Here is a 6,799-nt window from a genome sequence, read left to right as displayed (position 1 = left end):
CCAAATTGCTTGCAACTATCGATGGCACTCTACTGGGACAGGAAAGGGAAAACGGCCCGCAGCGGGCTGGCTCCCTTCGCGCAAACTCCACTTAAGATATTGTGTGTTATATCCCCACTCTTGTAAAAGGGTAGTTTTCAACTCTCTTAAAGCTGCTTTCTTCAAAAGCATTTTTTTAAGGTTAGCTTCCGCCCAGTCCACTGTTTTACCGGCTTTATCATGCCTAGCTTCTCTGTATGCGCTCGTCACTAATAATTAACGGGTGGTTACTCCTATGTGGTGGGATATTGCTAGGCTCTTGCAACCAGAATAAAAAAACTATAGAACAAGCGGCAACACCACAAACGGCCTTAACGAGTAAGCCTACGTTGGTTTACCGACCGACTGGACCCGACCCCGCTGTTGCTGATTTGTTGCCGATAAGCGGAGATACCTTGATTGCGGTGAAGAACTACGGCGGTTTGACCGTGACCACCGACGCGGGCAGGCATTGGAAAGGGCAGAACGACCAGCGTCAAAACCCTGATTTCTTATTCATTAAGGATCTGACCATCGACCAGCACCATGTTCTATGGGGGCTAGACAGCTGGCCAGGCATCCATGAGGCGCCCTACTCCCGCTTATCGCATTCTACCGATTTCGGAAAAACATGGACCCAACAACAGTTTAATCCCACCACGTTCTTTCCCTACACCATCTATTCTTCCCCTGGCCAAGCCTTGCAAATAGTTACCTACGATGGGAATGTATGCCAGATACAAGACCAAATAGGTAGGAAATGGAAGTATGTTAAAACAATATCGGAGTTAAACCAGAGGGTGAATGATACTATTTATGATGATGGCTATGTTGCGGGTGCTCGTTTCAAGTTTTTAAAAACGGGGCAAGTGTTCTCCCGATCTAGTAAGGGGTGGAAACCTGTTGCCACGGCTGGATTCATTAACTGGGTAGACGATGTGTGTTCCTGTCAGGGAAGCACGTATATAACGGGCCGGAACAGTGCGGCTGCTCCCCCTAATAACTATTTAATTCGCGCTGCAAACGGCCGCGTACAGGATACGATTCGGATTCAGCAGGAACAACTGAGGCTGCGTTGTGATAGCAAAGGCCGACTCTGGCTCTTCAACTTCCGTGGTATTTGGGAGAAGTCTGGGAAGAGCATCCTAAAACGGTATTGAAGGGTTAAAACTCAAAAGCCTGTATACAGAAGGTAGCGAGACTTTTCCTTTGTGAACCGCGCTGGTGGCGGCTCTACCTAGCATACGTGTGGCTGAGGCACCGGGTGCTACGCCTCCTGCTCCAACAGCGGATTATGCTAGAACTTAGACCGATATGAAGACCTAATTATAAGCTTTACACGGCCCGAGTAGCGAGGGTATGAGTCCTTATAGAGGGATCAGAAAGGTGTACCATAACGGCCCCACAGACCGTGGTTCTGCGGGGCCACTTTATTGACAAAAGGTGGGGTCAACAAGTAGAGCCGTGCACCAGAGGGCGATTCTCTTTCTGGCCCTATCTTGCTGACTAGCTTCCGCGCCTAGTCGTATCGTCAACCGCTCCACTTATACCTTGCGCACTTTCTCTGGCGCTTCGAGATCAGAATACAGACTACTTGCATGAACTAGGCCTGCTAGCCTGAACCTTTACTCTGTGCCTGGACAACAATAGGCGGCTGCCGGCTGCCAAGCGCAGGAAACAAGCCAGGTCTACTGATCCATTTTCCGGAGTGTGTCACCCATCAGTATATTTACTGGGATATTACCACACTAAGCAATATGTCCAATTATCTCCTGGACATGTTTCACTAGGACTATTACGTCCACGTCCGATCCAATAAGAGCTTGTTTTATGACGAAACGACTACCCGCAGTGCTAACGGCCATGGGCCTTCTGTTCACTTCTCTCACTCAGCCGGCTACGGCCCAAGCGCCTACCAAACAATGGGACAAGACCTTTGGCGGCAGTGGCTACGATGACTTGCGCTTTCTGGTGCAGACCGCTGATGGCGGCTACATTCTAGGAGGCGAATCGGAATCTGGCCTAGGAGGCGACAAATCCCAAGCCGGCCAGGGCCGTAGTGACTACTGGGTGGTAAAGCTCAATGCCAACGGCAGCAAGCAGTGGGATAAAACGGTTGGTGGATCGGAGGAGGACTACCTGCAAGTTGTACAGCAAACTCGTGATGGCGGCTACATTCTAGGCGGCTGGTCTGCCTCCGGCGTGAGTGGTGATCGAACCGAGGTTAGCCGGGGCCGTAGTGACTACTGGCTGGTGAAGCTCGATGCTACGGGCCAGAAGCAGTGGGACAAGGCGTTTGGCGGAAATGGCAATGACTACCTCCGCTCCTTACAGCAAACCCCGGATGGGGGCTACATCCTCGGGGGCGACTCCCATTCCACCAGTAGCGGTGAGAAAACTCAAGACTCGGGTGGCTTCTTCGCGGACTTTTGGCTGGTCAAAGTCGATGCCACCGGCACCAAACAGTGGGATAAGACCTATGGGGGCGCAGATACCGATCAGCTAACCAGTGTGCAGTTGACCGCTGATGGGGGCTACATCTTGGCTGGTATTTCCTATTCCGACACGGGGGGCGACAAAACCGAAGCCCGGCGCGGGTATAGCGACTATTGGCTCGTGAAGGTAGACGCAAACGGGAGCAAACAGTGGGATAAGACCTTCGGGGGCACTGATTATGACTTCCTGTTCGCCGTGCAACCCACCCGGGAGGGGGGTTACTTGCTGGGGGGCAGTTCGCAGTCCGGCCCCGATGGGGACAAAACACAATCCAGCCAGGGGAAACTCGATCAATGGCTGGTGAAGGTAGATGCGAACGGCACCAAACTGTGGGACCGCGCTTTTGGCAGCAGCGACGATGATCTTCTGCTCTCCCTGCAGCAAGCTGGGGATGGCGGGGCCATCCTCGCGGGGACTTCCTTCTCTGGCCAGGGAAGGGATAAAACCCAACCCAGCCAAGGGCTCGACGATTATTGGCTGGTGAAAGTCGATGCCGCTGGCACCAAGCTCTGGGATCGCACCTATGGCGGCAGTGGGTCCGACTACCTCTTCGCCATGCAGCAGACGCGGGATGAAGGCTATATCCTGGGAGGGCGCTCCGATTCCGGCCTTGGAGGCGACAAATCCCAAGCCAGTCAGGGTGACAAAGACTTTTGGGTCGTAAAAGTGGAGGCGGCTTCCTTGCCCTTGTCTACTAAAGCAGTGGCCTCGCAGACAGGTCTGATCGCTTACCCTAATCCGGCAAGCGCTTCCTTCACCTTGCGGGGGTCCGCTGGTAGCGCCTATCAGTTGCTCAACCAACTGGGACAAGTAGTCCGGAGTGGCCGCGTTTCTGCTCAGCCCCTGGACATACAGACCCTACCCGCAGGGCTCTACCTGCTACGCGAACCCGTCAGCGGCTATACCACCAAGTTGATCAAGGAGTAAGGCGAACTGGTAGGAGACCGCCAAAAGGAAAGGCCCATCACGAGGGGCCGGTAGTGGCTTCCAGTCATGGAGCCACTACCGGCCGTGAGCAGAGGCCTCGTGTCTTTGTTTGAGAACACGGTCACGAGCTTGCCTTTTCTGCTAGTAACGAATAAGCTCAGGGTAGACATTACACGAGGCTAAGGCGAAAGAAGGGGCGTAGGCTATCTATATCGGCACCAGTAGCGGTGCCGTTATCAGTGCCAGTAGTAGGGAATGGCCTTGATTTAAAGTTTGATACAAAAGTTATATGGAGGACTAATTACCTGTTGCCGCCTCCCATTCCACGGTGAGTATAGGGTATCCAGATCAAACTGCAAGGCATCTGAGAGAGCCTCGTCGAAAAAATCAAACTCGCCCTGTAAGTTGAGGTGCTGCCAACTCACCGGGGACATGCGGGCAATGGTATCGGCCACTCAGCGGGTGGGGCTTGAAACTGCTGCTGATAGAGGGAAAGACCTTTCCAGCACACGGTGACATTCTGCACCAATGGCTTGCAGGCATGGGCCATCTGCTGTTCCTCTTTGCCGGCGTAGCGCAGTTAGCCGTTCTGCCCGTAGAACACGGCCCGGCCCATGGCTGCTGGCCCCTCGTTTTCGGCTGACTGTCCTGATACACTACCAGGGTCCGCTTCTCTCATGCCCTCCTATTAACTTATTCGTCGAAACGATAAAAAGCATGCTCCCCAAATGAGGAGAATAGATGAGTAGCGAGTCAGCCGTTCGCCACGTAAACGAAAAGTCTCTCGCTACCACCGTCTTTGCATTCCATAAATTGCGAGAGTCAATGAGCGATACAGTTGGTTTGCTAAACATGCCCTTATCAATGTGGCGTTCAAATACGACTACTTGGCGTAAGCTGAAACCACTGTTAAAAGCACGAATCGATACGGATTCAGTAGCTTTTCCGGGGATAGGAGTACTTATTTGATCTGTGTTATCAGCGCAAGAAGTAAGCAATAGCGCTACTATTAAAGTGTTTATATGGGAAATACAGCTATTCATTGCTTGAGTCTTTGCTACCTAGGAAGGTATCTGTGAAGCTGTACAGTTAATAGCTTCTAACACTAAGGGCGTGTTTATGAATTCAAGGTATCTGGTGAGGCAGAGCGTGACGTTGGCCCAGTCATTACCCCCAAGTAGTAGCCCTCCCAAAAGGGAGAAAGTGTAGTGGTCGACGACCGGCTTCGGATGGCCGAATAACGTTTTTCGGCAAAAGTTACATGTTAAGGACGAACGAGCAGGCTTGTAAAAGCCGCTGCTTGGCCAGGTGCACAGTTGCTCATCATCCCTTTGTAATCAGTCCAGCTTACCGTCTCAGGGTCATGGGTACGAGATGGCAGACGCACGTACACCCGCGCTCGCCACACCATGAAAAACGCGGTACCTGCGCGACAGAGTGGACAACACCAGTAGATTTGTGTCTCTTCGACGCACGTTCCTGTCACCAGTATGTCCCCGCACGCAATCGCCACCTATTGGCACACCCAGGGCGAGGCCCTCACCCCCTACGCCCCGGAAGCACTCGCCGAGTGGGGCTTGGAGCCGGCTACCATACGCCTGTTGACCATGGGTGGCTTGCCCCCTGAGGCAGCTCCGTACTTATCATTTACTGCTTCTCTGGCGCGGGTCAGCACGACGTTCCGCCTAGGCCCGGAATTCGCCCACTTCGTGCAGCTGGGCAGCGACGGATCGGGCAATCCCCTGGTGCTCAATACGGCGGCCCACGACCGCGTCGAGTGGCTCGACCACGAAACTGGATTTGCCGCCCAGTATGTGAACCGCTCGCTACTCGCCTTTGCCGCATCGCTGGTGGCCTACCACAGCTTCGTCGAGGACGTGCTCGCCACCCGGGGGGAAGACGCGTATCTCAACGCTGATTTCACAGATACCCAGCTCGCAGCGTTACAGCAACATCTTGTTGCAGAGGACGAGCTAGCAATGACAGAGCCAGGGTTTTGGCAGCGGGAAATCAGCACGTTGCTGGTGAATCGAGCCGAATACCACCCATAGCTCCTCCCTTCGCTGAACTAGAGCAAGCTCGCCTCGTCATCGGGGAACTAGGGGGTGTGCTTCACTTTGCCGACTTCAACGACTGCCACCTTCTCGTTGTCACTGCTGCCATGGACCGCGCTTTTTTCGTTTTTGTACCCGCTGAACACCTCTGTGAGGAGCAGCTGGAGCATCAGGCCCTCGTCGAGTGGGCCGTCGCCCATGTAACTCATCCCAGTGTTGTGGTATTGACCGAAGACGACGTCTACCTATTGCACTATCACAGCGAGGTGCTCGATATCGTCAATACAGTAAACAAATGCCCTTAACTGGACACTTCTTCGGTCAGAGTGAGTCGTATCATCATTCTGCAGGCATCTAGCCCCTAATCAATAAGCCATGGTACGCGTCCTCTTCGGCCAACCCGAACATGGCTGGCTCCCCCTCACGCTGTCCGTAGATACCTTTACACTCGCGTTGGATGTCTCGGATGTGCCTACAAATCCCGTTGAGGAACTCTGTGATTGCCTCACGCTGGTACTACAAGGGATGGAGGCGTCCGTGTGGTGGCACTTAGAGCCTACCTGGTACCGATTTCATTTTGAGCCCACGCCACGGGAAGTGTTGTTTTCCATTGGGAAAAGCGCTTCTGCCCGTGGAGCCGCAACCAACGTGTTGCAGCACACAGGCAATGTGGAGTCAATCGTGTTGCCTTTTTACCGAGCATTCAAGCAGTTCACCTCTCGTGCGATTGCCGAAGAACACTGGCCGACCGTTGACCAAGAGAAGGTAAACCGATTGACGGATGTCGTTCGTGCTCGAAAGCCAATAACCAAAGGCGAGTAGATCGAAAGTGTAACCCCTCCTTTTCCTGTACAAATCCTACTCGTAGCAGCAGTCGAGGAAAAAGGCCCTAATGGAGCGAGAATCAGTACAGTAAACTGGTACAGTAACCAACGTACAGGTTGCGTATCTTTTGGATGAGAAACCTGTACTTACCCTGGCATAGATTGCACTTGATGCCCCAGCCTATTCCTCCACCCCAGTATGAGACGTCGGAGGCCCAGCAGTGGGTGGCGCACCAACTCGGACTTCCCTATCATGACCGGATGCAAGACTGGTCCTGGGAGGTAGCGAAAGCAGCAGACCTCGACGCCTACTTCCAGCTGTATGCCCAAGCAGAAGATGCCGCGCGCCTCGTGTTACTGGAAATGATCTTGGAGGCCGCTTCCAATGATTCTACGCCCGCGCAGTTGCACACCACGTGGCCTCGGATCGAAGCGCTGTTGACGCAACGTGCGGACTTACATGCTACCACGGCCCAATAC

The 6,799-nt window shown here is 53.5% G+C and carries 5 protein-coding genes; all 5 read left to right on the top strand.

Translation table 11 applies throughout. The features are described from left to right. Positions 1–236: 236 nt before the first annotated feature. Positions 237–1,178, top strand: a complete 942-nt coding sequence (locus DNI29_RS22130) for a WD40/YVTN/BNR-like repeat-containing protein (protein ID WP_123823382.1) — start codon at positions 237–239, stop codon at positions 1,176–1,178. 670 nt (positions 1,179–1,848) lie between these two features. After that, a complete protein-coding gene (locus DNI29_RS22125) occupies positions 1,849–3,441 on the top strand; it encodes a T9SS type A sorting domain-containing protein (RefSeq protein WP_110980327.1) in 1,593 nt (530 codons plus the stop codon). A 1,490-nt stretch (positions 3,442–4,931) separates the two neighbouring features. Next, positions 4,932–5,492 (top strand): SUKH-4 family immunity protein, encoded by a 561-nt coding sequence (locus tag DNI29_RS22120; protein ID WP_110980326.1) that lies wholly within the window; start codon positions 4,932–4,934, stop codon positions 5,490–5,492. A gap of 110 nt (positions 5,493–5,602) precedes the next feature. After that, complete coding sequence (locus DNI29_RS24320; RefSeq protein WP_162303712.1) at positions 5,603–5,800, top strand: hypothetical protein; 198 nt, start codon at positions 5,603–5,605, stop codon at positions 5,798–5,800. A 70-nt stretch (positions 5,801–5,870) separates the two neighbouring features. Further along, on the top strand, positions 5,871–6,317 hold the full coding sequence (locus DNI29_RS22115) for a hypothetical protein (RefSeq protein ID WP_110980325.1): 447 nt from the start codon (positions 5,871–5,873) through the stop codon (positions 6,315–6,317). Positions 6,318–6,799: the final 482 nt, after the last annotated feature.

The sequence above is a fragment of the Hymenobacter sediminis genome (genome assembly GCF_003231285.1).
GTDB classification, from domain to species: Bacteria; Bacteroidota; Bacteroidia; order Cytophagales; family Hymenobacteraceae; genus Hymenobacter; species Hymenobacter sediminis.
This window is presented reverse-complemented; position numbering and strand designations above follow the sequence as displayed.

Coding starts and splice junctions, on each gene's coding strand:
- DNI29_RS24320 (WP_162303712.1), top strand. CDS start 5,603: ATGGACCGCGCTTTTTTCGTTTTTGTACCCGCTGAACACCTCTGTGAG.
- DNI29_RS22115 (WP_110980325.1), top strand. CDS start 5,871: ATGGTACGCGTCCTCTTCGGCCAACCCGAACATGGCTGGCTCCCCCTC.
- DNI29_RS22125 (WP_110980327.1), top strand. CDS start 1,849: ATGACGAAACGACTACCCGCAGTGCTAACGGCCATGGGCCTTCTGTTC.
- DNI29_RS22130 (WP_123823382.1), top strand. CDS start 237: ATGCGCTCGTCACTAATAATTAACGGGTGGTTACTCCTATGTGGTGGG.
- DNI29_RS22120 (WP_110980326.1), top strand. CDS start 4,932: ATGTCCCCGCACGCAATCGCCACCTATTGGCACACCCAGGGCGAGGCC.